The organism is Caballeronia humi (genome assembly GCF_001544475.1).
GTDB classification, from domain to species: domain Bacteria; phylum Pseudomonadota; class Gammaproteobacteria; order Burkholderiales; family Burkholderiaceae; genus Caballeronia; species Caballeronia humi.
This window is the reverse complement of sequence record NZ_FCNW02000069.1, coordinates 1-24,907: the sequence shown is the minus strand read 5'-3', so window position 1 is coordinate 24,907 and position 24,907 is coordinate 1. Positions and strand designations below refer to the sequence as shown.

Annotated in this window: 20 protein-coding genes and 6 pseudogenes; 16 read left to right on the top strand and 10 right to left on the bottom strand. The window is 60.3% G+C overall.

Annotation, left to right across the window (positions count from 1 at the left end):
• Nucleotides 1-15 precede the first annotated feature (15 nt).
• A pseudogene (locus AWB65_RS31195) lies at nt 16-609 on the top strand (alpha-hydroxy acid oxidase); the annotation flags it as partial.
• Between the two features lie 535 nt (nt 610-1,144).
• Here the strand turns inward: AWB65_RS31195 and AWB65_RS38105 are convergent.
• Nucleotides 1,145-1,327, bottom strand: a complete 183-nt coding sequence (locus tag AWB65_RS38105; RefSeq protein ID WP_327359396.1) for a hypothetical protein — start codon at nt 1,325-1,327, stop codon at nt 1,145-1,147.
• A 167-nt stretch (nt 1,328-1,494) separates the two neighbouring features.
• Complete coding sequence (locus AWB65_RS31185; RefSeq protein WP_087670749.1) at nt 1,495-2,712, bottom strand: tyrosine-type recombinase/integrase; 1,218 nt, start codon at nt 2,710-2,712, stop codon at nt 1,495-1,497.
• Between the two features lie 141 nt (nt 2,713-2,853).
• Between AWB65_RS31185 and AWB65_RS31180 the strand changes: the two genes are divergently transcribed.
• Both AWB65_RS31180 and AWB65_RS31170 read left to right on the top strand, forming a co-directional pair.
• Nucleotides 2,854-3,870, top strand: coding sequence for a DNA-binding protein (locus tag AWB65_RS31180; protein ID WP_087670748.1), 1,017 nt, complete (start codon nt 2,854-2,856; stop codon nt 3,868-3,870).
• Nucleotides 3,871-4,289: 419 nt separating this feature from the next.
• A complete protein-coding gene (locus AWB65_RS31170; protein ID WP_087660503.1) occupies nt 4,290-4,568 on the top strand; it encodes an HU family DNA-binding protein in 279 nt (92 codons plus the stop codon).
• A 74-nt stretch (nt 4,569-4,642) separates the two neighbouring features.
• Here AWB65_RS31170 and AWB65_RS31165 read toward each other — a convergent pair whose 3' ends face one another.
• A complete protein-coding gene (locus AWB65_RS31165; protein ID WP_235007903.1) occupies nt 4,643-4,864 on the bottom strand; it encodes a hypothetical protein in 222 nt (73 codons plus the stop codon).
• Nucleotides 4,865-4,965: 101 nt separating this feature from the next.
• Here AWB65_RS31165 and AWB65_RS31160 point away from each other — a divergent pair, with 101 nt between their 5' ends.
• Nucleotides 4,966-5,382 carry an SET domain-containing protein gene (locus AWB65_RS31160; protein ID WP_327359398.1) on the top strand — a complete coding sequence of 139 codons (417 nt, stop codon included), beginning with the start codon at nt 4,966-4,968 and terminating at the stop codon, nt 5,380-5,382.
• 428 nt (nt 5,383-5,810) lie between these two features.
• Here AWB65_RS31160 and AWB65_RS31155 read toward each other — a convergent pair whose 3' ends face one another.
• Complete coding sequence (locus AWB65_RS31155; protein ID WP_235007901.1) at nt 5,811-6,443, bottom strand: glycosyltransferase; 633 nt, start codon at nt 6,441-6,443, stop codon at nt 5,811-5,813.
• Between the two features lie 887 nt (nt 6,444-7,330).
• On the opposite strand from AWB65_RS31155, the gene AWB65_RS37265 reads away from it, so the two are divergent.
• The 9 genes from AWB65_RS37265 (at nt 7,331) to AWB65_RS31110 (ending at nt 15,897) form a co-directional block, all read left to right on the top strand.
• Nucleotides 7,331-7,714 carry a class I SAM-dependent methyltransferase gene (locus AWB65_RS37265; protein ID WP_235007899.1) on the top strand — a complete coding sequence of 128 codons (384 nt, stop codon included), beginning with the start codon at nt 7,331-7,333 and terminating at the stop codon, nt 7,712-7,714.
• Nucleotides 7,696-8,151, top strand: a complete 456-nt coding sequence (locus AWB65_RS37260) for a class I SAM-dependent methyltransferase (protein WP_235007897.1) — start codon at nt 7,696-7,698, stop codon at nt 8,149-8,151. The genes AWB65_RS37265 and AWB65_RS37260 overlap by 19 nt, the downstream gene beginning before the upstream one ends.
• A gap of 20 nt (nt 8,152-8,171) precedes the next feature.
• Complete coding sequence (gene hyfB, locus AWB65_RS31140; RefSeq protein WP_087670750.1) at nt 8,172-10,181, top strand: hydrogenase 4 subunit B; 2,010 nt, start codon at nt 8,172-8,174, stop codon at nt 10,179-10,181.
• Nucleotides 10,178-11,128, top strand: a complete 951-nt coding sequence (locus AWB65_RS31135; RefSeq protein ID WP_087670746.1) for a respiratory chain complex I subunit 1 family protein — start codon at nt 10,178-10,180, stop codon at nt 11,126-11,128. Before hyfB ends, AWB65_RS31135 begins: the two co-directional genes overlap by 4 nt.
• The gene (locus AWB65_RS31130) at nt 11,129-11,788 is read left to right on the top strand and encodes a formate hydrogenlyase (RefSeq protein ID WP_087670745.1); all 660 of its coding nucleotides are present in this window, start codon (nt 11,129-11,131) and stop codon (nt 11,786-11,788) included. It begins immediately after the preceding gene.
• Nucleotides 11,781-13,241, top strand: a complete 1,461-nt coding sequence (locus tag AWB65_RS31125) for a hydrogenase 4 subunit F (RefSeq protein WP_087670744.1) — start codon at nt 11,781-11,783, stop codon at nt 13,239-13,241. Before AWB65_RS31130 ends, AWB65_RS31125 begins: the two co-directional genes overlap by 8 nt.
• Before the next feature lie 3 nt (nt 13,242-13,244).
• The gene (locus AWB65_RS31120; RefSeq protein ID WP_087670743.1) at nt 13,245-14,807 is read left to right on the top strand and encodes a hydrogenase large subunit; all 1,563 of its coding nucleotides are present in this window, start codon (nt 13,245-13,247) and stop codon (nt 14,805-14,807) included.
• Entirely contained in the window at nt 14,807-15,334 is a 528-nt protein-coding gene (locus AWB65_RS31115; protein WP_087660543.1) for an NADH-quinone oxidoreductase subunit B family protein, read from the top strand. Before AWB65_RS31120 ends, AWB65_RS31115 begins: the two co-directional genes overlap by 1 nt.
• 110 nt (nt 15,335-15,444) lie before the next feature.
• Nucleotides 15,445-15,897, top strand: coding sequence for a hypothetical protein (locus AWB65_RS31110; protein WP_235007895.1), 453 nt, complete (start codon nt 15,445-15,447; stop codon nt 15,895-15,897).
• 266 nt (nt 15,898-16,163) lie between these two features.
• Here the strand turns inward: AWB65_RS31110 and AWB65_RS31105 are convergent.
• Both AWB65_RS31105 and AWB65_RS31100 read right to left on the bottom strand, forming a co-directional pair.
• A protein-coding gene (locus AWB65_RS31105; RefSeq protein ID WP_374729774.1) for an IS5 family transposase occupies nt 16,164-16,903 on the bottom strand; the annotation gives its coding sequence in 2 pieces (ribosomal slippage) (nt 16,164-16,595 and nt 16,598-16,903; 738 coding nt in all).
• Nucleotides 16,904-17,238: 335 nt separating this feature from the next.
• Nucleotides 17,239-18,252, bottom strand: coding sequence for an IS110 family RNA-guided transposase (locus AWB65_RS31100; protein ID WP_087670742.1), 1,014 nt, complete (start codon nt 18,250-18,252; stop codon nt 17,239-17,241).
• A gap of 172 nt (nt 18,253-18,424) precedes the next feature.
• Here AWB65_RS31100 and AWB65_RS31095 point away from each other — a divergent pair.
• A pseudogene (locus AWB65_RS31095) lies at nt 18,425-18,781 on the top strand (transposase); the annotation flags it as partial.
• A 359-nt stretch (nt 18,782-19,140) separates the two neighbouring features.
• On the opposite strand, the gene AWB65_RS31090 reads toward AWB65_RS31095, so the two are convergent.
• Nucleotides 19,141-20,043, bottom strand: coding sequence for an IclR family transcriptional regulator (locus tag AWB65_RS31090; protein ID WP_087670741.1), 903 nt, complete (start codon nt 20,041-20,043; stop codon nt 19,141-19,143).
• Between the two features lie 45 nt (nt 20,044-20,088).
• On the opposite strand from AWB65_RS31090, the pseudogene AWB65_RS31085 reads away from it, so the two are divergent.
• Nucleotides 20,089-20,534, top strand: a pseudogene (locus tag AWB65_RS31085) (calcium-binding protein).
• Nucleotides 20,535-21,097: 563 nt separating this feature from the next.
• Complete coding sequence (locus AWB65_RS31080; protein WP_087670740.1) at nt 21,098-22,444, top strand: PQQ-dependent sugar dehydrogenase; 1,347 nt, start codon at nt 21,098-21,100, stop codon at nt 22,442-22,444.
• Nucleotides 22,445-22,698: 254 nt separating this feature from the next.
• Here AWB65_RS31080 and tnpC read toward each other — a convergent pair.
• The 3 pseudogenes from tnpC to AWB65_RS37255 form a co-directional block, all read right to left on the bottom strand.
• A pseudogene (gene tnpC, locus AWB65_RS31075) lies at nt 22,699-24,282 on the bottom strand (IS66 family transposase).
• A gap of 30 nt (nt 24,283-24,312) precedes the next feature.
• Nucleotides 24,313-24,602 (bottom strand): annotated as a pseudogene (tnpB, locus tag AWB65_RS31070) (IS66 family insertion sequence element accessory protein TnpB).
• Nucleotides 24,603-24,652: 50 nt separating this feature from the next.
• A pseudogene (locus AWB65_RS37255) lies at nt 24,653-24,907 on the bottom strand (IS66-like element accessory protein TnpA); the annotation flags it as partial.

Genomic DNA, 24,907 nt, shown 5'->3' with positions numbered 1-24,907 from the left:
CTCAGGCTGACGTAGGAAGGGCTCAGCCATCCTCGCTGGCTCACCGGCACTTTCACGACGACGATTTTGCGGCACGGGATGCCTCATTTCGAGAACAACTACGCGACGCGTGGTGCCCCGATTCTGTCGCCGACAGTCGAACGCGATTTCTCCGATCGCGGACATCTGGACTGGCAGCATTTGTCGGCGATTCGCCGGCAATGGGACGGAGCGCTGATTATCAAAGGTGTGCTAAGTGCCGCCGACGCCCGTATAGCCCGAAACTGCGGTGCGAATAGGATCATCGTCTCCAATCACGGCGGCAGGCAACTGGACGGTGCCGTTTCTCCGCTCACGGTTCTGCCGTCCATTGTTGAGGCGTGCCCGGATCTTCCGGTGATGATCGATGGTGGCATCCGGCGCGGCAGCGACGTCCTGAAGGCGCTCGCTTTGGGTGCGCGTGCCGTGTTTGTCGGACGGCCATTCGTGTACGCCGCATCCATCGCTGGCGAGGCGGGCGTAGGACACGCCATTCGTCTGTTGACCGCGGAGATTTCCAGAAACATGGCCATGCTAGGGGTCAACCGTCTGGATGAACTCGATCCTCGCGTGCACCTGGCGGTCGAGTGAATTGCCCACAGCGAACAAGGTGACTGCGTAGATGACCGCTGTACGTTGTAAAGCTGCCGTATGGCTGGATTTGGGTCGAACGTCTGCGTCGGGTCGTCAAGGAGCATTGGATTTTCCTGCCAGCGGCCATTCACGATCTACAAATTCGACCGGTCGTTCCGTCTCAGCGACGGACGCTAAAGTTGCAAGCTGCCGTAGGGTGACTTCTGAATCACGGGCAGTTCGAGGCCAACGGGCCTGCGAGCACGCTTACTCTGCGCGGCGAAAGGCAACTAACCGTCGAGCACTTTCTCTGGGACATTTGAGCCGCCGTGCATAGCTGATCACCGTGACGAGCCGTACAGCAAAGTTAAACAGGTGGGTTCGGCGCGGGCGACAAGGGCGCGCAGTCTTGCACCCAGGCGAAAAACAAACCCTAGCGGCGCTTACTGGACCGAGGCGCATGATCAGGCATCGCTGTAGCCGCTGGCTGACCGGCAAGCCGGTCGGCGTGACGAGCCGCATCGAAACCCAAGTGGTACCTGGCGGATTCCGCTCACGTACGTCGCGCAAAATTCGACGACGTCAAATCGACGTTCGCTGATGGATGGGCGAGCGCCTTGCGTGCCGCGATCGCGGCGATGCGCTGGTAGCCATCGTCAAAGCATTTGAGTGTGCGATCGTCGCTTGCGCCCGATTCAAGCCAAAAATACGCTTCAAGTGCATCGAGGGTGACCACGCATTCGACTGAGCCGCTCGCACGTACGAGGTCGACGCGACACCTTGGCGATTTGCGAGGATGCGGGGTGCTGCCCCTGCGGCCTCCATGATTGAGCTGTGCAGATTGAGTTAGGTGTACACCCCAAAAGCTGGCCCGCGGAATAAAAAATGAGAACCAACGCGTTGCTACCAATCGATACGGTGCTTGTCTTCCGTTTCCCGATGCCGACGGTCGTCGTCGATATGCAGGTACAGACTGGTCGTGGTCAGCGAAGCATGACCCAGATTGTCACGAACGAGCCGGAGATCAACCTGCTTATCCGCCATATGAGAACCGGCGCTGTGACGCAGCCAATGGGCCGACGCCTTCTCCAATAAGTCTGCGCGCGTCGAAGCGCCATCTCGTAAGCGAAGGCGCACAGCTGCATCCGCAAATACGTCTTTGACGATCGCATGCAGTCCGGCGCGCGTCAGCGGTGCGCATGTCTGCGCTCGGTCGTTGGCTGCGTTTGCGTTAATCGGCAAAATCAACGGCGTCTCTTCGCTGGGCGAGGGCAGTGCACTCAGGCCCAGTTGCTGGCGGTAGCGCGAAAGCTCCATCATCATTTCGCGCGTCGCGGGCACCAGTCGCTCCTTGCCACCTTTGCCGTGAACGGTCAGCCACCAGCGAAGGGTACCGTCGGCGTCGCGCCGCACAAAAAACTGGCCCATCGTGTTCGCGCCCACTTCGGCAATCCGCAACCCACCCAGATACAGCAGCGTGAACAGCCACCTGACGCGGTAGGCATGCGCACGCGCGCGATCGCTGTCGCGCGGCAGCGCGGCGATGGTGTCCTTGACCTCCTGCCAGAGCCCTGGCTCGAGATAGCGGGTGATGCGGGGTGGGGCGTGTTTGGTGCGTTGGCGGGATAGGGAAAGGGGATTGCCAGCAAGATAGCCCGCCTGCACGAGCCACGCAAACAGCGCGTTGAGAATGATGACCGCCTGGCGCTGACTCGCGGGCGACAACGGCCCATAGAACGGCCGCCACCGTGCATCGTGGCGAGGGTGCTTGCGACCCCCGCCGGCGACCCAGGTTGAGACGGGCTGCGGATCGGCCAGAAACTGCTGGTAGCGCAGACAATCCTCGTGCGTCAGTGACGAGAGCGGCTTGCCGAGCGCGACGAGCGCCCAGAGCAGCAAGCGCTCGGCCTCCTTGCGATAACTGTCGAAGGTGGTCTTGGTGTCGTGGAAGCGCGAGAGCCACGCGCGAATCGCATCGAGATCATTGTTGGCCGCGATCTGCGCCCGACCGTCGGTCGCGCGATTCGCGCCCACACTCCCGTCGAGCGTCGACGGAATTACGAGGGATTCGAGGGGCGCGGGGTGAAGCGCGACGGATGTCGGTGGCGGAAGAGCGGGCATTGAGTCTCACGCGGTTTCGAACTCGGTACGGCGACAATAAGTCAACATTATAGCACTAATGTCAAATCAAACCGTCGGTTTGGCTGGATATATATCGAAATACGTTGTACTATTGCCGGTATTCCTCGTTCCCACTCGCTCATGTCCGACGTTCTTTCCGATGAATCCCGCCTCGCGGCCGATATCGAGCGCCTTAAGGCCGAGTTCCCCAAGACGCGCGAGCTCTATCGCGAGGTGTGTGCGCTGCTGTTTTTCCGCTTCGGCGTCCCGCCCACCGCTAATCGCCTCTACAACCTGGTCCGGCGCGGCACCATGAGCACCCCGTCGTCGGTGCTCGCCGAGTTCTGGGCGGAATTACGAGAGAAGAGTCGGGTGCGTATTGAGCACCCGGACCTGCCAAAAGAGTTGGGTGAGGCCGCCGGCGAGTTGATCGGAACGCTTTGGACGCGCGCGGCGGCCTCCGCGCATGCCGAACTGACGACGCTTCGCGATGACGTCGAAGCGCGTCGCGCCGAGGCGGAGCAAAAGGTCGTCGCCGCGCGTGAGGAACTCGGTCGGACCGAGATGGCACTCGAACAGCGCACCGCGGCATTGTTGGCGGCGCAGGTCGAAATTCGGGAGCTGGAGCGGCAGCAGGCGCACGAGGCGGCCGCGCGTAAAGCACTCGAGGCGCAGGTCAAGCGGCTTAGCGAGGAGGTCGTCGCGCGCGAGCGTGATCTCGACAAGGTACGCGACACGTTCTCGCGTGATCTGGAAAAACTCCGGCAGACGGCTGACCGAGCGGAGGAGCGCTTACGTGCCTCGGAAAAACGTGCGCTGCTGGAAATCGATCGCGAACGCGGTACCGTGGTAAAAGTGCAGAAAGAATTGGCGGAAGCCACCAAACGCGCAGAAAAGCGGGATGCTGAACATCGACGAACAGTCGAGGCGCTGCAAGCGCAGCAGGGCGACGCTCGCCAGCAGACCGGGGTGTTGCAGGGCAAGCTCGCCGCGCTCGAGGAGGCATACATCTCACTCCAGGAGCAGTTGAAATCCCCACGCGCAACGACGCGTCCCTCAGCGCGACGCGCGCCCACAGCCGAATCCCGTCCGCCGGCAAGGCGAGCAGCCCGAAAGGCAGCTGTTGGCAAGACGGCGAGAGCGAAAGATCGCGCGTAGATAATGACCGGGTGGCGCCGGCGAGTGGCGCAGTCCACGGCCCCCCGTCGCGCCGACGGTCAAAAGGAGCAAACAGGTGAGAAGATCGGCAGAGAATAAATTGAGGGTCGTTGCGGTGCGCATCGACCCCGTCATCGAACAGCGGTTGCGTGTGCTGGCAGAGGCAACGGGGCGAAAGCAGTCGTTCTACTGCAGCGAATAATCGAGGAAGGCATTGATGCGATGGAAGAAATCTGGTTGTCGCCGGACACGCTGACAAAGGTTCGAAACGGTGATTTGCCAGAGCTGCTAGCCGGACACAGCACAACGTCAGATCTGTTCGACCTAGATGCGAACGCCGATTCGTAGCAGCGGCGGTAGTCTGTTTTCACGACCGATCACGCAGATCGCGTTCATTTCAATAGTGAGGTAGGAATTCAATGAACAAGCAGGAACTGATCGACGCAGTTGCATCGGAGGCGGGTACAAGCAAGAGCGCCGCTGAAGAGGCGATCAATGCCGTCTTGAACACCATCTCGAAGGAGGTGGCGGCAGGAAACGCCGTTCAACTCGTCGGTTTTGGCACATTCGGAAGGGGCGAGCGGGCAGCACGGACGGGTCGAAACCCCGCGACTGGCGAAGCGATGGAAATCGCGGCAGCGAAAACCGTCAAGTTCTCGGCGGGCAAGGCATTTAAGGACGTCGTCAACCAGGCGTGAAGACAGCGAGAACCGAATGCGCACAAGGCGGCGGACCTTCCAGTTACCGCCGCTGGTGAGCCAGTGATACTCGGTCAGAAAAGCTGAGTCTCGAGGGGCACCAGATTCACCCACTTCACCGCTGTGCGGCGCTCTTGTCCGTCCGGGTGAATCGAACGAATCATCACGCGTTGCCCGCGCGCTTCACCCATCACCTCGGCAATGCGGTCCTGGTAACGCACCAAGGTGCCGCGCGCCGGCTTGCGCTTAAGTTTCGTGCGACGAGTTGAAGCGGGCATATCTTGGCGAATGGGCATGCGATGATGTGCGATTATGCCTGTCGTCACGCAAGCGCGGACGTTTCGCCTCCTCATCCCTGTGAAAAGACACTATGCGTCGCATTGCAGTCTAGACCTCGCTGATCCATGGTCGAGGCGTTTTCGCGCTCACGATAATCGACTCGGGTGATCAGATCATCGAGTATAAGGGTGAGATCATCACGGCAAAGGATGCACAGCGCCGGGTCGGCCGGTCGACCGCCGAGGATGGCCACACATTCTTCGTCAATCTGGACGACGGCCGCATGATCGACGGAGCCCAAGGCGGCAACTCGGCACGCTGGATCAATCATAGCTGCGCGCCCAATTGCGAAGCCAGGCAGCAGGGCGATCGGATCTTCATCCACGCAACGCGCAAGATCGAAGAGGGCGCAGAGATCTTCATTGACTACCAGCTTGACGTCGAAGGGCGCAGAACAGCGGCACTGAGACGGATGTACGCGTGTCGCTGCGGCGCTCGCCGATGTCGAGGAACGATGCTGGAGTCCCGTCGGTAGGGTTCGGTTGCTACCGCACCATGACGTGGCGGCGAGAACAACCAAGGCAGCTTGGTGGCAGCTTCCTAGACGCGGTAAAATCGATTAGCCTGAACGCTCTTCATGGACCTTTCCTGAGCTCGACGATGATGCAGCAGACCATGCAGCAACTCGATATATTCGCCGACAGCCGCGACGTGGCATTGCGCAATGACGTGGTGGAGCAGTTGCAGCGTCGCAACGCGGCGGACGCACGAAAGACACTGATGCTGCTTGCCTGCGAGTACGCGACCGACAGCGCGCTACCTGCGATGACCGTGCTTGTCCGAGAACTCGAGAATGCATCAACGCTTCCCGTGACCGACCACGCCGAGTTGGCCGCGCTCCTCCGTCGCTTGGAGAATGGATGGCAAGGCTTACCCGATCTAGCCCCGACTGACTGCAGATCCCTAGGCCAGGGCATCTCTGACCAAACCTGTTACTTCCGCCTCTTCCCGTGTAGGAGCAAACAGTAGCGCCCGTCGGGTACATTGCTTCTGCAGCGCCGTCAGGAATGCACGGTCCCGACTCGCCCGAACAAGCAGCCTGGCCAGCGCCCCGTCGTCGCCAGGGGGGAAATAGCCTTCGTAGTCGCGGCCCAGCATGCCGACGTTGCCTGGGATGCAGCTGGCCAGTACCGGCACGCCCGCATTCACCGCTTCGATGATCACGTTCGCGCCTCCTTCCATCACACTCGAAATGACCATCGCGTCCGCGTTGGCTATGTGTCGCAGCGTAGCGCCATGCGGCAGCCCTGCGTGCCAGACGTACCGCTGCACCGTGGGCCATGTCCGCGCCTGCAAAGCTTGCGCCGCGAGCCGATACTCGTCTTCCAGCGCGCGACCGATATGGATCAGCCGCACCCGCGAATCGTCGGGCAGCCGCTCCAGTGCGCGCATCGGCGTACGCGGATCTTTCTCTGCGCGCATATGACCCACCAGCAGCACGTCGAAAGTTCGCCGTTCGCGCATTGCGAGAGGATCCGATTTGCGCGCCGGAGCCGACTGGTAAATGACGCGGCATTTCGCTGAGTCCGTCACCATATTGTGCGCCAATCCGCAGCAAATTTGCGCCCGATCGCCGCGCTTCGCAAAGAGTGTGCGGCAGCGGCTGGCGGTTGGCACATGAGCTGGCGCCACGCAGTGCATTCCCGTCACGAGGTCCAGGCTGCGAAGTATCGATGGGTGCGAGACTGCCGATCTGCGAGGGCTATCGTCCTTTCGAGAAAGATGAAGATTTCCGCGTGGTCGCTACCGGGAAGCGGACCGCCTCCGTCACGCTAACGCGTAACATGTGGTTGGCGGTGTATCCCGTTGCCCCGTCATGACGGTCCTTAGGGTATGCCAGCGCATGCGCTAAACGACGGGTGCGGGGACGGTGATATAGGCGTCTGCAACGGGCCGGCTGCTCGCCTGCGTTGTGCAGACGTTTCGATTCATAACGGCCGACTCCGAATGGCAAATAGTCCGAGCGCGGTAGTCCCGCATTGAATGCAACCACGACACGGTATAAACTGAATACCTACGTCGTCACGGCAAAACGACGGCCTTCAGGGTCATCCACAAGCTTCTAATGTTCCGGTTCAGTCGTCACCTGCCGGCTCCTCCGAGCCGAACGCCGCGGGAGTCTCACCTTCCCCGACAGGCGCAAATCCACCGGCAGGAGGCCATGATGCTCAGTCCACACGAACTCGCAACTCTGATGCTTGTCAGGAGCAATGGCGATCGCATCCAGGTAGATCGCGCTGATCTTCACGAACTACTGAGACGTGAACTTACCGTGGAGGATGCCGCTTCGGGCCTCCAGCGCACGCGCTTGACCCCTCATTGGGCTTCAATACTCAGGGCCATGTTGAGGTTGCCGCAACGCCTCAGTCGCCGCGTGCTTCCGGTTCATGGCGACCCGTATGCGGTTTCAGGAGAACATTGGATTGTCGGCTGATCACAATCAATTCGGACAAGCGCTGGCGCAGTCGGGCAGCAAGTATGGCGCGCCCGTGGTGCGCGAGGGCCTGTTCACCCGTTCGCTATATGTCGACGCCTTCGGGATTCAAAGCTCGATGCGACGCAGCGATCCGCTCACCCTTGATCTTTCGTACTCGCGGGCCATGATGTCGTTCCAGCTTTTCCACCCTGATCCGAAGGACATTCTGATCGTCGGGCTGGGCGGAAGGTCCCTGTCGAAGTACTGTTTCCACAAGTTGCCCTCATCGCGGACCACCACGGTCGAAATCGATGACAGAGTGATCTCGTTACGCGAGTGGTTTTCCCACCGGAGTCAGAAAGATTCCAAATCGTGCATGCCGACGCGGTGAAATATCTGTCGGACAAGGTCGGGATTGCCGACGTGATCCTGCTCGACGGGTTTGACGCATTTGGCCTCCCCGCCAGCCTTTCGAGTCAGCGCTTTTACGACTGCTGCCATGCCGCCCTGCGAGACGATGGCGTACTGGTGGCCAACCTGCTGAACAACGACGCGCAGCTCGTCACCTACTTCGGCCGGATACGCCGTGCGTGCGACGGCAACGTTTTCCGCACCGTGGTACGACACGAGGGCAACACCATTGCCATCGGAGTGAAGGGGCGCAACGTCCCGGATTGGCACGACCTCTATGCGCGAGCAGAAGCCGTTACGGCGTCGATGGGGCTCGACCTCTACCGGTACGTCAAGAAAATGGAACGTCATCACCGGGCGGACCCGGTTTCGCGATACCCTCGATCCGGCAAGCTGGCCTTCGAACGAGACATCTGACGGCAGCGGAGACAATGGCGATGGAACACCTGCTGGTCATCCATTACGTGTTGCTGGTGGTCGCGGGCTGGCTGGTTGTTGGGGTCCTCGGGCTCGCCAGCCTGCATCGCACGCGGGTGGTTGCGCATGGGCTGTTTCCGGTTGGCGCGGTGTTTGGACTGCTCCTGTGCGGGCTGGGTCTGACAGGCGTTTTCGCGGGCCCGCAGGAGGCCATCCTGCCGCTCGGGCTACCGAACCTGCCGTTCCATCTGCGGCTCGACGGCCTGTCGGCGTATTTCCTCGCTGTGCTCGGCGTGGTGAGTACAGGGGTGAGCACATTCTCCGCCGGCTATTTCCGCAAGGGCGAAGGCACTCCGCCCGGATTACTGTGCTTCGAATATCATGTATGCGTCGCGAGCATGGCGTTGCTGCTGCTGGCCGACGATGCGTATTGCTTCATGGTGGCGTGGGAGACGATGACGCTGTCGGCCACCTTCCTTGTGATGACCAATCACCGTATCGCCGAGATTCGCCGGGCCGCCTTTCTGTACTTCCTGATCTCCCACGTCGGCGCGCTGGCGCTCCTGTTGTGCTTTGGCCTGCTGCAGGCCAATACCGGCGACTACACCTTCGCCAACATGCGCCAGCAGCATCTGGACGTGTTCTGGGCGTCCATCGCGTTCCTGCTGGCGCTGTTCGGCTTCGGCACGAAGGCAGGTATCTTTCCGCTGCATGTCTGGCTGCCCGAGGCCCATCCGGCTGCGCCGTCGCCGGTGTCGGCCCTCATGAGCGGCTTCGTCCTGAAGTCCGGCCTCTACGGCGTACTTCGCACGGTGTTCGACCTGCTGCACGTCCAGCTATGGTGGTGGGGTGCGTCCATGCTGGCGCTCGGGCTCTTCACTGCCCTGTTCGGGGTCGTGTTCAGCGCCATTCAGACAGATATGAAGCGGCTGCTTGCGTACTCGTCAATCGACAATATCGGCCTGATGTTCGTCAGCATGGGGCTGGCGATCCTGTTTCGCGCGTACGGCATGAACGCGCTTGCCGCCCTGTCGTTGACGGCACTCCTTTATCAGATCGCGAGCCATGCGACGTTCAAGAGCCTGCTATTCCTGGGAACGGGTTCCGTGCTCCACGCGACGGGTGAGCGCAATCTGGGCCACCTGGGTGGCCTGATCCGTTTCATGCCGTGGACGGCATGGGCGGTTCTCGTGGGTGTGTTCGCCAGTGCGGGCCTGCCGCCATTGAGCGGCTTTGTGTCCGAATGGCTGCTGCTTCAAAGCTTTCTGTTCACGCCGGGCCTGCCAAACGCGTTCCTGAACATGGTGGTGCCGCTCGTGGCCGCGCTGATCGCACTGGTGGCCGCACTCGCGGGCTACACGATGGTCAAGTTCTTCGGGATCATCTTCCTCGGTCAGCCTCGCGAGGCGAAGCTGACCGAGGCGCACGACGCAAGCCCTTGGGAACGCGTCGGTTTCGTATGGCTGGCGGTGATATGCGTGCTACTCGGGCTGTTGCCGGTACAGTTTGTGATCGTTCTCGAGCGCGTTACGCAGATGCTGGTTGGCGCAGGCATCGGACCCACCGTCGCGCGCAACGGCTGGCTGCTGCTCGCGCCGACCAGTGTGGACCGTGCCAGCTACATGCCGGTGGTTTTCCTGCTGTTCTTCTTTGCCTGCTGCGGGCTCGCGTGGGTGCTGATACGCCGTCTCTACCATGGACGCATGCGGCGTGCGGCACCATGGGCCTGTGGCTTTCCGTTCGTGAACGCGCGCATGCAGGACACGGCAGAGGGATTCGGGCAGCCGATCCGCGAAATCTTCGCGCCTCTGTTCAGGATCGACCGGCAACTTCCGTCGCCATCCGACCAGCATCCCGTTTACAGTGTCACCGTGACGGATCGCTCGTGGACCCTGGTCTATGAGCCGCTGGAGCGACTGGTCAGGCGTATCGCGGCACTGGCAGGTCGTCTCCAGGCAGGCCGCATCGCCGTGTATCTGATGCACAGCTTCCTCGTGCTGATTGTCCTGCTGATGCTGGTGAGACGATGATCACGCTCTCCGGATTGCTCGCCCAGGGACTTGAAATCCTGCTCGCGCTGGCGGCCGCGCCTCTACTGACGGGGTGGGTCAACATGTGCCGCGCCCGCTTGCAGAACCGCCGGGCACCGAGCATCTGGCAGCCTTACCGGATGCTTCACAAGCTGTTCAACAAGGAATCGGTCGTCGCCGACCATGCCAGTCCCATCTTCCGCGGTGCACCCTATGTCGTCTGGGCGTGCATGACGCTCGCCTGCGCGATCGTGCCGACGCTTTCAACCGACCTGCCCCTGTCGCCCGCCGCCGACGCGATCGCCCTGGTGGGCCTCTTCGCGCTAGCCCGCGTGGTCATCTCGCTGGCCGCAATGGACATTGGCACTGCGTTCGGTACGCTCGGCGCGCGTCGCGAGATGCTGGTGGGTTTCCTCGCGGAGCCTGCGTTGCTGATGGTGCTGTTCTCGGCGTCACTGATCACGCAATCGACCTTGCTGACCAGCATCGTCGCCACGCTCAGCCATCGCGAACTGGCGATCTATCCGAGCCTCGCGTTTGCGGGGATCGCATTCACGATGGTGTCGCTCGCCGAGAACGCGCGCCTGCCGGTCGATAACCCGACCACGCATCTCGAACTGACGATGATCCACGAGGCGCTGATTCTCGAGTATTCAGGCCGGCATCTCGCACTGATGGAATGGGCCGCGAGCCTCAAGCTGTTCGCGTACTCGTGCATCGGCCTTGCATTATTCATTCCGTGGGGGATTGCCGAAGCGGGCAATCCGATGGCGCTGCTGTTGGCTATACCTGCGCTCTTCGTCAAGTTGCTAGTGGGTGGCGCTGCTCTCGCGGTAGTCGAGACGAGCAACGCGAAAATGCGAATTTTCCGCGTGCCCGAGTTCCTTGCGACGGCCTTCCTGCTGGCCGTCATTGGGATGCTTGTTCACTTCCTGCTGGGGGCGTAGATGCACGATTTCGCCACGCAGATCATCAACTTTCTGGCCGCCATCCTGCTGCTGCTGTCGTTCGCGATGCTCAGCCAGCGCCGGATCCTATCGTTGATTCACCTTTACACGCTGCAGGGGCTGACGCTTGTATTAGCCAATCTGGTATTGGGATTCGTCACAGCCGACGTCCACCTCTATATCTCCGCAGCGCTGACCTTGCTGCTCAAGGTCGGGGTGATCCCCTGGATCCTTTACAAGCTGGTGCAGCGGCTGAACGTAAAGACAGATGTGGAGCCACTGCTCAATATTCCCGCTACCCTGCTGGTGGGAATCGTGCTCGTGATCATCGCGTTCAACGTCGCGTCACCGATCAGCCAGCTCGCCTCGTCAGTCGCGCGCGGCACGCTCGGCATTGCCCTCGCCTGCGTGCTGCTGTCGTTCATGATGATGATTACCCGCGCGAAGGCGATCCCCCAGGTGATCGGCTTTCTGTCGATGGAAAACGGGCTGTTTTTTGCCGCTGCTGCGGCAACGAACGGCATGCCGATGATTGTCGAACTCGGCATCGGACTCGATGTGCTCGTCGGGATCCTGATCCTCGGCGTGTTCATGTTCCAGATTCGCGAACAGTTCGACAGTCTGGACATTCATCACCTTGAAAAACTCAAAGATGACTGAGTCCTATGTCCTGCTGCTGATTCTTGGGATCCCGCTGCTTGCGGGCGGATGTCTGGCACTTGTGGGACAGCACCATTTCGCGCCTGACCTCAACGTCTGGTTCAGTTTTCTGACATTTTCCACCGGCATCCTGCTTGCCGCACAAACCGTGACGCACGGACCGGCGTTCGCGCTGGGCCAGCTTTTCTTCGTCGATCCGCTCAATGTGTTCCTGGTCGCGCTGACCGCCTTCGTTGGCTGGACCACATCGATCTTTTCGCGACCGTACATGCGGATCGAGCGTGACCGGGGCAAGATGACCGGCCCTCGCATGCGCCTGTACCTCAGCATGTACCAGCTGTTCATCTTTGCAATGTTGCTCGCGCTGCTCACCAACAACATGGGCATCCTCTGGGTCGCCATGGAAGCCGCCACGCTCGCGACAGTGTTGCTTGTTAGCGTCTACCGGACTGCAGCAAGCCTCGAAGCCGCATGGAAATACTTCATCCTGTGCGGCGTCGGCATCGCACAGGCGATGTTCGGCACGATTCTCCTCTATCTCGCCGCCAGCCGGCAGCTCGGCGGCGGCGACGCGCTGCTCTGGACCAGCCTGAACGCAGTCAAGGGCAGTCTGGACCCGACCATCATGTCACTCGCGTTCGTGTTCCTGCTGATCGGCTATGGCACCAAGGTCGGTCTGGTGCCGATGCACAACTGGCTGCCCGATGCGCATGCGGAAGGCCCCACGCCAATTTCAGCCGTGCTGTCCGGCCTGTTGCTCAACGTCGCGCTCTATGCAGTGCTGCGCTGCAAGGTGCTGGCCGATGGCGCACTCCGGAACGGTTTGCCGGGGCACCTGCTGGTCGGGTTCGGGCTGGTTTCAGTGCTGGTCGCGACCTTTTCGCTGTTTCGTCAGAAAGACGTCAAACGGCTCTTTTCGTATTCGTCGATCGAACACATGGGCCTGATGACGTTCGCTTTCGGTCTTGGCGGCCCGACCGCGACCTTTGCGGGCCTGTTGCACATGACCGTTCATTCGCTCGTCAAGTCGGCGATTTTCTTTACCGTCGGACACGCGGTCCAGAAGGCTGGCACCCAGGCGATCGACGACATCCGTGGACTATTGGGCGTGAGCCCGACCGTTGGGTGGGGCATGATGCTGGGCGCACTCGCGATCCTCGGTATGCCGCCATTCGGGGTCTTCGCAAGTGAGTTCCTGATCCTGACCACCGCAATGAGCAAGCTCCCGTGGGCAACGCCCTTCCTGCTGCTCGCGCTCGCGGTAGCGTTCGCGGCCATCTTCGTACGCGTGCAGGGGATGGTGTTTGGCGACACGACGGCCCAGGCGCTTGAACACCCGCCGGCGTTGCTGCCGGTGTTTGTCCATCTCGGCATCGGGCTGATGCTGGGACTCTACATCCCGCCGTATCTTGCGACGTGGTATCGGCAGGCGGCGGCCATGATCGCGGGGTAGCACATGCGCATTGAGGCATTCGGTTTTCCCAACCAAGTCCGCCTGTCTGCATTTGCGGGCAAGTCTTCGGCATTTCTCGCGCGCCTTGATGCCGACACGTGGACCCGCACCGCCGGCACGGTGCGCGAGGCGGGTGGCCGCCTGATCTCCCTATGGGGTTCCGAAGAGCCGGCAGGCACCTTTGCGATGTCCGTCGCTTACGCGCTCGAAGACGGCATCCTGTGGCTTCAGTTGCCGGTCGACGATGGTCACGGAGACGGGGGCAGATACCCCGATCTGTCGACCGTCTTTCCGTGCGCGACACGCATGCAACGTGCCGTATATGATCTGCTCGGGTTGAGCGCCATGGACGCCAGGGACACGCGACCATGGCTGAACCATGGCAACTGGCCGGTCGACTATCATCCCCTGCAAAAATTGTCCTCCGGAACCGAGCGGTTCCAATCCGCGGAAGCGGACTATCCATTCGTCCACGTCGCCGGTGATGGTGTACACGAAATCGCTGTGGGGCCGATTCACGCCGGCGTGATCGAGCCGGGACACTTTCGCTTCTCGGTCGTCGGCGAAAAAGTGTTGCGTCTCGAGGAGCGGCTGGGCTATGCGCACCGGGGCATCGAACGACTGTTCGCGCAAACGCCCCTGCTGGTTGGGCATCGTCTGGCAGGACGGATCGCCGGGGACACCACGGTCGCCTTCGCATGGGCGTACTGTATGGCGGTCGAGCGGGCGTGCGATGCCCGGATTCCGCCGCGCGCACAATGGCTGCGTGGGCTGCTGCTCGAACGCGAGCGTATTGCCAACCATCTTGGCGATCTTGGGGCGCTCGGTAACGATGCCGGGTTCGGCTTTGGGCTGGCACAGTTCTCCCGCCTGAAGGAAGACTGGTTGCGCCTGAACAATCGGGCTTTCAAGCATCGCTATCTGATGGACCAGATCGTTCCAGGAGGCGTGGCAACGGACATCGATCCGCGATTCGTCACTGCAATGCTGACGCAGTGCGACCAGATTGATGTGCAGGTTCGTGTGATGCAACGCATTTACGACGATCAGTCGGGGCTGCAGGATCGCTTTGCCGGCGCGGGCATCCTCTCGGCGAAGGCGGCCGCGCACTTCGGGGTATGCGGTCTGGCCGCGCGTGCAAGCGGGCGGAAAGCCGATATACGCGTCGATCATCCCTACGCGCCGTATCACGAGGTTCAGGTGCAGGTCGTCAGCGATGACCGGGGTGACGTGGCGGCCCGGGTCGCTGTCCGCTTCAACGAAATCTACGAGTCCATCCGGTTGATTCGGCTTTTCCTTGACGATCTGCCAGGCGGCGGCGTCCACACGCCGGTTGAACACGAGGGTTCACCATCCTGTGGGGTGGGCTGGATCGAAGGCTGGCGGGGCGATGTGTTCGTCGCACTCGAAGTCGGGACCGATGGAACCATTTCACGCTGCCACTGCCATGATCCGTCGTGGCAGAACTGGCCGGCCGTGGAGCACGCGATCATCGGAAATATCGTTCCCGATTTCCCGCTGATCAACAAATCGTTCAATCTGAGCTACGCGGGACACGACCTGTAATGTGGCAACTACTCAAACAGATCGCGCGAACCGACACTCCTGATGAGCGCGTGCCCGAAGGCGATGACGCCTGGCGCACCGAAAGCCAGCGGATCCAGCAGGACATACTCGACGTGCTCGGCCGGGCGCTTTGCATCCGCGAGATCGATGCGGGCTCCTGCAACGGCTGCGAACTTGAAATCCAGGCGCTCAACAACCCGTACTACAACATCGAGGGTCTGGGTATCCGGTTCGTCGCCAGCCCCCGCCATGCGGACATGCTGCTGATCACCGGCCCGCTCACGCTGAACATGAAGGAAGCGGTACGCCGGGCGTACGAAGCAACGCCCCATCCCAAGCTGGTCGTCGCGGCCGGAGAGTGCGCCTCCACGTGCGGCATCTTCAAGGGCAGTTACGCGGTATGCGGGCCGCTGTCGAACCTGCTCCCCGTCGATGTCACCATACCGGGTTGTCCACCGCCGCCCATCGATATCCTGAGGGGCATTCTCGCCGCACTTCGGGTGAAACACACAACCCTTCCACGATGATCGGGGGCACCCATGTTCGTTGATCATGATCATGACGACGGGCGTCCCGCTGGTCGCCTGCATGATGACTAACCCGTTTGCGAAGGCGATGCTTTCCAGGACAACGAGCGATGAGCGAGCAACCGAACGGGCTGAAAGCAATCGGCACAGCCCTGATGCGCCGGGTATGGCCGCAGGTGCTGACGGTGATCGTTTTCATGGTGGCGATCAGCCTGCGCTTTCCGTGGTGGTTTGTGATGCTCTCGGCGCTCGTCAATGGCGCGGCCGTCGCATACCTCGCCCAATGCTTCGCGTCGCGGCCGTCCCGCCCGGCTGGCGACCCGTTGATCGGCACCGTTCTGATCGGCAGCGGACTGGCGTCGATCGCCCTGACGCTCAAGTGGTGGTTCGTGGAAAGGCAGCTAAAGCTCCCGCCCGGCATGCTCCTGCATCTGGCCGGACATACAGAGGCGACCTCCGATCCGGCATTGGCGTGGTCAAGCGTAATGACCCAATGGGCCTCGTGCTCGATCTTTCTCGTGATAGTGGGGGTGTGGGCGCTGGGCAGCCGGCGCGCAGCCTGAAAACCGCACGGCGGGCACCCTCTGCACGTGCGTTCCGCGCGAGCGAAAAAATGTTGCGCCAGTACGCGGGCGACAAAAATGCGCGGTCGCCAACGAGCGTCGGTGACGCGGGCGGCGCACCGGACTGACAGCAAGCTAAGCTCAAGCGACGACGAACGGCTAGGGAAGCGCTGATCGATAACCTTTTATGTCAATGAGGCTCTCGATCTGTTGTAAGCGCGCAATAAGCCCGCCCGTTGCATTGCGTTGCTAGGGCGTGTTGACAATTAGCAGATCCAGATGAATGCAGCGGCGAGCGCAACGAATGACGAGAAGCGCTCGGAGAGTTTGTCGTACCGGGTGGCGATTCGACGGAATTGCTTGATGCGACAGAAGAAATGTTCGACCAGATTTCGTGAGGCATAGAGATGCTCGTCCAAAGGGCGTTGGTCAAGGCGATTGGCGCGACTGGGGATGACGGCTTGAATACCCGTCGATTCCAGATGTTGCAGGATCGCGTTCGAAGCGTAGGCTTTGTCGGCAGCCAGACTGGCGGGTATCAGATCGTCGAGCAAAGGCAGCGCTTCGGGGCTGTCGCCCGCCTGACCGCCGGTCAGCCGAAAGCGTGCGAGCATGCCCAATCCATCGACCAGAGCATGAATCTTGGTGGTCAATCCGCCACGCGAGCGGCCGATCGCCTGATCGCCATTTTTTTGGGCGCGCCGGCGGCATGCTGGTGCGCCCGCACAATGGTGCTGTCGATGAAGACCTCCTCGAAGTCGGCATCGCCCGCAAGCTCAACAAATACGGTATGCCACACCTGCGCGCGAGACCATCTGGCGAAGCGTTTGTACACGCTGTTCCAAGCTCCGAAATCAGCAGGCAGATCACGCCATGGGCTGCCGGTGCGAGCAATCCACAGCACCGCCTCGACAAACTGTCGATTGTCCGCCGCTGTTCGACCCGCATCCGTGGCTTTGCCAGGCAGCAGTTGGGCAATCCGCGCGTATTGGTCATCGCTGAGCATTAACCTGGCATCCTGAATTTCCGCAAAAGACAGGATGTAAACAGATTTCTCCAAAAGTTAAGGAAGCTCTTATGTGGACGCCTCCCGGATTGCAAACAGTTCCACGATGTTGACTGGCAGGTTTAGGCAGCACGCTTATGTCCGGCCCCTTTGTGCAGGCTGGTATCTGCCTGCTGGCCCTAATGGAATTCGCTGGCGAGGTCCTCATCTGCAAATCGAACGCAATGGTTCATCTTCCTTATCGGGTTTTCCTCGCCCCGGTCCAACCTGTTAGCCATCATGCAGCACTTGCTTGCGCTCCTTGAAGAAGTTGTGAATGTTGTGAATCGTAACGTCTAAGCCGTTGCAGTGGGCGAAGCCTGATATTTTTCTGGTCGCGCCAGCACTGCCCAGATGGTTCTTGCCAACTTGTTGGCGACAGCGGCAACCGCTACGTTAAATGGTCTACGTTTGAGCAAACCGTCAACCCAATCGGATCGTTTGCCTTGAATGATCACGGAGCGGGCACCGTGCATTAGCAGCGTGCGTAAATAAGTGTCGCCCCGCTTGCTCAGACCCATCTGCCGAACCCGACCACCGGTGCCAGACTGTCGTGGCACGAGCTCCAGCCAAGCCGCGAACTCGCGACCGGATTTGAACGTGCGTACGTCGCCTATCGCCGCAACCGTTGCTGTTGCAGTTAAAAGCCCAACGCCGGGAATATCGGCAACCTTCTGGCAGTCCGGGTTGTCACGAAACAAGCTCGCAAGTCGCCGCTCCAGAACAGCCATCTCTCGATCAGTATCCTGGGCGCGAGCCCATTGTTCCCTTAAACTGTCAATGAGCATGGCTGGAAGGCGTTCAGCAGCGCGTGCAAGCGCGGCTGGAAACACTTTGCTGAAGGCCCGATAACCTTCCGGCAGGACCTCACCGAATTCATAGAGCAAGCCGCGCAACGCGTTGGTTTGCATAATGCGAAACTTCATCAATTGAGCTCGTACCCGATGTATCGCCAAAACGGTTTGCTGAGCTTCGCTTTTGACGGCAACGAAACGTGCCTCTGGCTGTTGAGCAGCAGTGCAGATCGCTCGCGCATCGGCCGCATCAGTCTTGTTCCGAAGTACGAAGGGGCGTACCGAGCGGGCAGATATGAGCCTCACCTCATGTCCAAGTGCTTGTAATCGTCTCGCCCAGTCGTGGGCACTTCCGCAGGCCTCCATCACGACCGTTGAAGTTGCACGTTTCGCGAAGAACTCGAGCACTTGTGCACGCTTGAGTTTGAATCGTTCGACTTGGCCGCTTTGCGGATCGAGCGCGTGAAGTTGAAATACTTGCTTGGCAATGTCCATCCCGATAATCGTGAGCTTCATTTCGAGTTATCCCTGAAGAACGGTTGACGAGCATGATCACATTCGCACATCGGCGCGAACGCGACTTTCACGGCCCGCTTCCGGGGGGAGGCGTCCATACCATCTGCAGAACCCCTGCGTTCATCTACGTTAAATAGTACTATCACATAAGCAACGACTTGGGGGCATCACAATGACGCAACTTCATCTCGGCTTGAACCTCTCAACCAAGCGCACGCGCAAGCGGGCATTTCTGGACGACATGAGACGAGTGGTGCCGTGGTCGAGGCTGGTTCCGTTGATTGAGCCGCATTATCCGAAGGGGAAGACTGGACGTCCGCCATTTCCGGTGGCTACGATGTTGCACATTCACTTCATCCAGCAGTGGTTCGGGCTTTCGGATCCGGCAATGGAAGAAGCTCTCTATGACGTCCCGCTGTATCGCGAGTTCGCGGGCCTCGATGGTGGGATGACCCGTCTTCCAGACGAAACGACTATATTGCGGTTTCGGCACCTACTTGAAACCTATGGTATCGCCGCGCAGATCTTGGGGTTTGAGGCGCAGTGGAACGGAAAACCGGGTTAAGCGTGAGGGATCGCCGCGTGAGGCGGGAATTCGGGTAGCTCGGACAGGGTTTCGTCAGTCGCAACTAATCCGAGCCGAAAATGGGCTTGATTGCGAGCACGGCCACCGTCGATTGCAAGCCGCTACACCAACCGGTTCGAATGACAGTGATCGACCCCATTTCTGCCTTTCCGCGAAGGTCTGTGAACTTCTACTGTCGTTCTGTCGTTCTCGAAGCGGCCCTTCGCCAAACGCTTTCCGTGATAGCTAGTACGACGTGAAGCGACAACGTGCTCAAGTGTTCGAGAAGCGATCGAATTGCATCAAAACCCGATGAAGGGTCGCTATGCGGACCGCTTGGCTCGCGTTACGGTGTGCGACGAAGCAACCGCCGCATTCCCGCGATTCTCGATGGCCGCTCGTGTGCGCTGCGAAGTTCGCGCCGCTGCCTCCCGGATTGAATCGACGAGACGGTCTAAATTCGCGAATTCGAGTCGCTGGGTTGGCACGATCAACGCAAGCGATCCAACTGCTTCGTCGGAGTCGTCCGTAAACAAGGGTGACGCCAAAGCAGACACGCCGTTTTCCAGTTCGTCCCTCGAGAGATAAAAGCCCGCGCGTCGGATTTTGAGCAGTGCCGTGCGGAATTCTTCGAGCGTCGCCCCGAGCCCGCTTCGTGCAATGTCGTCGGCATACTGATCGAACAGGACAGCAAGTTTAGCCTTCGGAAAGGTGGACAGAATTGCTTTCGGAGCTGCGCCGAGAAACAAGGGCCGAGGACGGCCTCGGCCATACCGGAGGTTGAGCGACGCGTCGTGAGTCTCCCGGTGGGTGTCAACGAGCTCGTTTCCGTACCAGCGCGACATCACCACATCGAAGCCTGAGTGCTCGGTCAACTCGCGCATGATCGGTTGGCCGACCGCGATCAATGGATCCGATGTGCGCAAATGGTAGTCGAGCTTGATAATGCGAGGTCCCAGCCCATAATCTCCGCCTGTAAATCGCACGAGCAAACCAGCGTCAACAAGCTCGCGCACATAGCGATACGCCGTTGGACTCGAACAATCGAGTTCGACGGCAACGTCTTCGACCGACAAAAACGGCTTCGCCTCCGAAAACAACTCGAGTATGGATAAAAGTCTCGTGAACGCGTTGGCACCATTGTCAGACTGAATTCGAAGACTGCGTCGATCGCGGTGACAGACTCGGAAGGACACTGGCGCGTTTCCTTTGGCCTGCTGCGCCATATCGTCGACCTGTAGTCCCAACCGACGAGATTATCAAACGACATCATGGCCAAGACAAAACTCAACGCGGAACGTGAACATCGCATCGAGATGGAAGTCGTCGTCGACGCTTATACCGAGGAAGAGTGTGCGATGTCGTGGTACTGCTATCTGGACGAAAAGCTTCTCGTTTCCCTTCGAGGCCAACGTTCGCAAGCCAATGGACTCCTCGCCGCTGCCCAGGGGCGAACACGTCTGCGTCACCGGACTCGCTCATGAAGACCTGTGTCGGGTTGGAATCTTCGTCTGGGTTCGGTGGAAAGAACGCGACGTGGTGGCGCCCCTGGCTCAAATCGCTCCGTTGAGCGGCGACAAGCCGACTCGAGTCGCGGTCGCGGACTGGCACTATTGGCATGAGCAAGGCCGCTCATTCTGAGATCCAGAGGGCCGTCTTCCCTACATCGTCTCGTCCCGATCTGACGCAGAAAAGCTCGTCGCGCACCATCTTGTGACGGGTTACGCTGACGCATACGTGTGAAATACGCACCCGGGCCATTGGACCCAGGGGTCCCGGCTTCTTATCGTGGTCAGCCCCGGTGATGGGCCGGGCGGGCGGCGGCAGACGACGCGTCCCAGCCGCTCGTTCCCACAACCAAATGGCGGTTTGCAACGCCCTGCGGCACTTCGCTTCAGCCCTGTTACCACAACAGAACGTCTTCGCTGCAATGGGCAAACGCTGATTCAGGTCGATAACGCGGGTTGTCCGCTCGGGCACACGATGACGGTGATTTTCGGTGTAAGGAATCACCAATAATTCGACGGCCGCTCCCCCTGATGGACATCAGAGGGAGCGAGGCCCGGGAGTTTCTGCCCTTCGGGCAGGGACGCGCCCCTTAAGATGTTTTTTAGATCGCGCTCCATCACGTGCCGCTTTCGAAACGCCGACACGGGAAGCCGGAAGCTGCGGTCTTGCGCTTGAGTCACGGAGCGGTTTTCCTCAGCGGGCAAAGCCACGGGCCGGCTTCTTGCTATTCCCTCCACGCGTCATCAACAACACTCAACGTTGGGAACCCTTATGCGCCTGCTAACTCGCCTGGTCGTTGCATTGGTTGTGCCGCTTGCCTCTTGCGCGATCGGACCATCGAGTCCAAGCAATACGGGATTCGGTGCGTCGCCCGTGCTGCCGGCTCCCGAGTCGTCGTGGGTTCCGATGGTCAATATCGCGCCCGCTCAGACACGTCCCGACAGTTTGACACCCACCGCTCCCGCCGGTTTTATCGTCACCAAGTTCGCCGCCGACCTAGCGCATCCGCGTTGGCTTTATACGCTGCCCAATGGGGACATACTCGTCGCGGAGAGCGACGCCCCAAACGAACACGATGAAGGCAGCGGCCTATTCGGCTGGATCAGAAAGCAGGTCATGAAGCGCGCCGGCGCCGGAGTGCCGAGTCCCGACCGCATTGTATTGTTGCGCGACGTCGACGGCGGTGGGACCGCGACAATGCAGACCGTGTTTCTGCGCGGCCTGCACTCCCCGTTCGGGATGGCACTCATTGGCAATCAACTCTATGTTGCCGATACGGACGCTTTGCTGCGTTTCAACTATGCGACGGGCGCCACTCAGATCACAAGCGCCGGCGTCAAGGTTGTCGACTTGCCAGCGGGACTCATCAACCATCATTGGACCAAGAACATCCTGGCCGATCGGTCTGGCAAACATCTGTACATTACGGTGGGATCGAACAGTAACGCAGGGGAAAATGGGATTGAAGCCGAAGAAGGCCGAGCGCGAATCCTTGAACTCGACGTGAACAGTGGACGTCTGCGGCCGTTTGCGACAGGGCTTCGCAATCCAAATGGACTCTCGTGGCAACCAGACAGCGGTGCATTGTGGACGGCAGTCAATGAGCGGGACGAACTCGGCAATAACCTTGTGCCAGACTACATGACAGCGTTAAAGGACGGTGCGTTTTACGGTTTCCCATACAGTTACTACGGCCAGCACATCGATACCCGTGTCACACCGCAACGCCCCGATAGGGTTGCGAAGGCCATCGCGCCTGACTATGCACTCGGCAATCACACGGCGTCACTAGGTCTTGCCTTTTACGACCAGGCGCTATTCCCGCCTCATTATCGTGGCGGCGCTTTTGTTGGTCAGCATGGGTCGTGGAATCGTAAGCCGCGCTCCGGCTACAAGGTGGTGTTTGTACCATTTGTCAATGGAAAGCCGGCCGGCATACCTGAGGACTTCCTCACCGGATTTTTGACAGCCGACGGCGACGCCGTGGGCCGACCCGTCGGCATCGCACTGGACGGGCACGGAGCCTTGCTCGTCGCTGACGACGTCGGTAACGCCGTGTGGCGGGTCGCACCGCTCGCCAATGACAAATCGTCAAACGTCGCTCCGGCAGTTCATTGAACGGACCCTTGGCGATACTTTCTTTTCGACGCGCAACCCGGAGTTGCCGTCGTCGGCTGTGGCGACAGAGACGTCGCCGTTGACGGCGTGAAGAATTACGACCCGGAGTTACAGCGAGGTGTCACAAGTGAGCTGCGTGCGAAGATTCCCCGGCCGAAGCACGATCAAGGTATGCGTCGCGCGAGGGCCGTCGAGAATTCTTTGGACAAGCGTCTGAGAATGCGGCAGGCTAAGCCTGCCGCAGGCAGAAGGGATCAACCCGATGAAGGTGGAGATGGGAACAGGTGCTTCGCGACGTTCCAGGGCAACAGTTCGTCGATGCGATTGGCCTGGTGATCGGCGATGTGCGTAAGGACATATTCCAGGTAGGCGCGCGGGTTGATACCATTCAACTTGTACGAGCCGATCAGGCTATACATTGAGGCGGCTCGCTCGCCACCGCTGTCAGAGCCAGCGAACATGAAATTGCGCCGGCCGAGGGCCACGCAGCGCAAAGCATTTTCGGCGAGCACGTTGCTGATTTCGACGCAGCCGTCATCACAGAACAGTGTGAGCCCGTCCCAGCGATTCAGAGAGTAGTTGATCGCTTCGACCAGCGGTGCCTTTGGCCAAAGCGTCGCACGTTTCTCCCTCATCGACCTTTCGAGGGCCGCGAGCAATGGATTGCTCTTTTCTTGCCTGACGCGTCGCCGCTCATCCGGCGGTTTGCGCGGATATCAGCCTCGATTCCGTAAAACTCGCCAATCATGTCGAGCCATTGCTTCGTGGTGTCCGACGGGGCTGTCTCATGCAGGTTGAATAAGTATCGGCGCGCATGATCCCAGCAAAATGCCAGACGAACTTTGCCGCCTTCGTTCAACTTGTTGAAACCGGCATAGCCGTCGGCCTGAAGGATGCCTTCGAATCCGGCAAGATGGGTCTGGGGGTGAATGCCTTTGCGGTCCGGCGAGTAAGCGAACCAGACAGAAGCAGGTTCGCTCGAACCTGAGCGGCGATCATCGCGCACGTAGACCCACAATCGACCGGTCTTGGTCTTTTTGTTCCCAGGCGCAAGCACCGGGATCGGCGTGTCGTCCGCGTGGAGCTTGGCAGTCGCCATCGTGTAGCGACGCAGGGCTTCAGTCAGCAGCCGGCAGAGTTCTTCGCATTGCCCGACCCAACGTGCCATGGTGGCCCGATCGAGACGTACGCCATCGCGCGCCGCGATCTCGGATTGCCGATACAGGGGCGTGTGGTTTGCATACTTCGCCACGATATCTCGGCCAGCAAGCTCGGATGCGCGATGCTGCGCTCGATCGGCAGCCCCGGCATGGGAGGTTGCGCGATATGGCCGCAACCGGTGCAGATCCGCTTGCGACGGATAGTGCGGATGACCTTGAACATCGCCGTGACGCGCGCGAGTTGCTCAGACACATCCTCGCCGAGCAACTCCATGGCGCTGCGCACTTCGGGCAGATGGAATCGGGCTCGAGCTCGTGCTCTTCGCGTGGCAGATGGGGCGCCAAGGCTTCCTTCGGGGATGCTGCAGACACGCCCGAGCTCGATGCACGAGCGCGTGCACGGCGAACATCAGCAACGCCGCTGCCCGTTGCCAGATCCTCGAGTTGGGTTTCGAGCCGATCGATCTGCCGCTCCAACTGCTCGGATTTACGACCGAAGTGCATGCGCCTGAGCTTGTCGATCTGCGCTTTCAGGCGTTCGATTTGCTGGTCCCGTTCGACAATCTCCCGGTCGCGTTCGGCGATCTCCTGCTGCATCTTTGCGATCGATGCCTGCTGCTCGAGCACCAGGGCGTGGAGCTCGGCAACGGTGTCAGGAAGCGGCGCATGATCGGGCATGTGCCGCAGTTTACGAGCCTTCGATGCGGTTTACAACATCGACAATGCGGCCGTGCGACGGGGCTGTCGCCAATCGATGCCTTCCAGCAACATCGACAGCTGTGCCGACGTCAGAAAGATCTTGCCGCCATCCGCCTGGGGCCAAATAAACCGCCCATGCGAAAGCCGCTTCGCGAGAAGCCATAGTCCGTCATCTGTTGCCCATAGAATTTTTACGAGATCGCGCGACGTCCCCGAAAAATGAACACGTCGCCGCCGAGCGGATTTTCTTCGAGTGCCGATTGCACCTTCGCGGCAAGAGCCGGGAAACCACTACGCATGTCCGTGACGCCTGCGGCGATCCAGATGCGAGTGCCAGCCGGCAGGCCGATCATCGGGACAGCTCCCGAATCAGCAGCCGCAGCATATCCGGCGACACGTTACCGCGAATGCGCAAGCGTGCACGGTCAAATTCAATCTCGCAGGCGTCCTCCGACACAGCATCGCGGACCGGCATCGAGGCCTCAGCTTCCGGGACAATGCTGACTGGAAGTAACGATGCAACGTCTAACGATGCAACGTCACCATCGGGTTCGTGTCTGGCAGGTCCCGGACGCGGCGCCCCAAATGCACCCTGAAGATACTG